This is a genomic window from Nitrospira sp. BLG_2, from assembly GCF_049222245.1.
This window is the reverse complement of record NZ_JBLYIG010000254.1, coordinates 1-2,584: the sequence shown is the minus strand read 5'-3', so window position 1 is coordinate 2,584 and position 2,584 is coordinate 1. Positions and strand designations below refer to the sequence as shown.

Here is a 2,584-nt window from a genome sequence, read left to right as displayed (position 1 = left end):
TCACGCGTTTACACAGCCCCACGTTGTTGGGCCGGTTGAGGAAATGTTCGACGAGGGTGGAAAGATCCTCCATCCGTTTGCGCAACGGGGGCAGGGCGATGGTAATCACGGCAAGGCGAAAGTACAAGTCTTCGCGGAATGCGCCTTGACGAATCGCCTGTTTCAGATCTTTGTTCGTGGCGGCGATAAACCGGACGTCGGTCCGCACTTCCTGCGTTCCGCCGACACGGTAGAACGTCCGGTCTTGAAGGACACGCAAGAGATGGCGTTGCATGGTGAGCGGCATATCGCCGATCTCGTCAAGAAACAGCGTCCCTCCATCGGCGATCTCGATTTTGCCGGGCTCCCGCTTGGCGGCGCCGGTGAACGCCCCTTTCTCGTGTCCAAAAAGCTCGTTCTCCAATAGATTTTCGGGGAAGGCGGCGCAATTGACGGCAATAAAGGGTCTCGTGGAGCGAGGGCTCCAACGATGAATGGCGCGGGCGACCACTTCTTTCCCCGTCCCCGTTTCGCCGAGCAACAACACGGTCGCGGAAGAAGCCGCTGCTTGCTTGGCCACGGTCAGTCGTTCGCCCATCTGCTTACTGGTCGTCACGACAGGTTCGAACTGGGCATCGACTTCTTTGCGGAGCGTCTCCACCTGTCGGTGGAGGGTCACGGTGTCCAAGGCCTTCTTGATGACGACCGTCAAATGGTCGGAGGTAAACGGCTTCGGCACAAAGTCGAACGCGCCGAGTTGCATGGCTTGGACAGCGAGTTCGATGGTTCCATAGGCGGTCAGCATGATGATCAGCGGGGTGGTGTAAGGGGACGCCTGGCTTGTCTCCTCGCCTTTGGGTTGGCTCGGGATTGATGCCGCACCGACCTGCTTTAAGACGTCAAGCCCGGTGATGTCGGGAATTTTCAAGTCCAGCAAGACAAGATCCGGTTCCTCTTCCTTGATCAAGCGCAAGGCGTCTTTGCCGTTCGTCGCCGTCAAAGGTTCGTGTCCCATAAAACTGATGCGATTCTGCAGGCTCAGGAGGATATCGGGGTCGTCATCGACGATGAGAATTTTAGCGCGCATGGGGCACCTCTCCTTTCGAGAACACGATTGCATTGCTCCGGCGAACACGTCGGGAAGCGACAACCTCGTTATGAGGTTGTCCGACCTGGTTCACCCTGTGACCTTTCGATTGGAAGCGTGAAGTAAAAGCGTGATCCGGTCTCCGGTTGGCTCTCCACCCAAATACGGCCATGGTGCATGGTGACGAGTGTCTTGGTGATCCACAGACCAAGTTGAGCGCCCTGTGATGCCGGCATGGGTGACGGCACTCTGGAAAACTCATCAAAAATATTCGAGAGATGAGAGGAATCGATCCCGCAGCCTGTATCGGCGATGCAGGTCTGTACGAGTCCAGGTGGAGATTCGCAAAACTCCACCGTGACCCGGCCGCCTGGCGGCGTGAATTTGATCGCATTCCCCATGAGATTCCACAGAATCTGTTCCAACTTGTCGCGGTCGCCACGGACGGTCGGAAGCGACTCGATCGGCTCGACAGCGAGAGACACATCCTTCTCCAGGGCGACCATATGCAAGCTGTCTGCCACTATTGTGGCGATCTGACAAATAGAGACCTCCTCCAGGCGAAGCTCGACTCGTTTGGTGTCGAGGCGCGACCAATCGAGCAATTGAACGATGATTCTCGCAAGTCGGGCGACGTTATGCTGGATGCGGGAGAGGTAGGTGTGTTGCAGGTCGGTGAGCGGACCTGTGACGCCATCAAGCATGTTTTCAGCAAAGCTTCGGATTGACGTCATGGGAGTACGCAGTTCGTGGGAAACGACGGAGAGAAACGTCGACCGGCGTCGGTCATGGTCCTGGAGTTGTGTGTTGGCCTGAGACAGCTCTTCGGTCCGTTGTTCGATACGCTGTTCGAGGTGCTGGGTCAGCTCGGCGAGATCGGAGTAGGCCTTGGCATTGTCGATGGCGGCCGCCACATGGCTTGCAATCGTGAGCAAGATACCAAGATCCTCGTCGCTGCATGGACGTGCGCCTCGGTCAGCCGATAAAAACCCGAGGATCTTGGTATGGCTCTGGAGCGGCACGGCGACGAACGACCGCACCCCCGATCGGCGCAGTAGCTCCAATAGCGGCGGGTAGAGACGCTGGGGAATGACTTCGATGTCATGGATCAGCAATGGCGTGCTGTGAATGAGCAAGTCCGCCGCAACGCCGCCCTCCACGATGGGTAATTCAAGCTGATACGCTGCGTCCGCGAGTTCCGGCGACACACCAATGATTCGAGCGAATGACGCGCAGTTCTTTTCCGGGTGGTGAAGCATGACCGCCATCCGGGAAAACCCGAGATTCTCGGCAAGCAACCGGAGCACCGTTTCTAGCAACTGATCCAAGTCGAACATAGTGGCGCTTGCGATTGCGGCACTGGCCTGATGCACTGTCGTCAAGTGTCTGACCTGCCGCTTGATCGTCTCGAGATTCATGGTGATCGCCTGATTGCGGTCATGGAGAGCACCGGTCATCACGTTGAACACATCCGTGAGTTCGCCGACTTCATCGTTCGAGGCGACCACCAGCGGGCTC

General features: G+C 57.5%; 2 protein-coding genes. Both read right to left on the bottom strand.

Going from position 1 to position 2,584, the window contains the following annotated elements; all coding sequences use genetic code 11:
• On the bottom strand, positions 1-1,066 hold a 1,066-nt coding region (locus tag ACOSYY_RS06980; RefSeq protein ID WP_421661546.1), incomplete at its 3' end, for a sigma-54-dependent transcriptional regulator.
• A gap of 68 nt (positions 1,067-1,134) precedes the next feature.
• Positions 1,135-2,584, bottom strand: a 1,450-nt coding sequence (locus tag ACOSYY_RS06975; RefSeq protein WP_421661545.1) for a GAF domain-containing sensor histidine kinase, incomplete at its 5' end; no start/stop codon positions are given.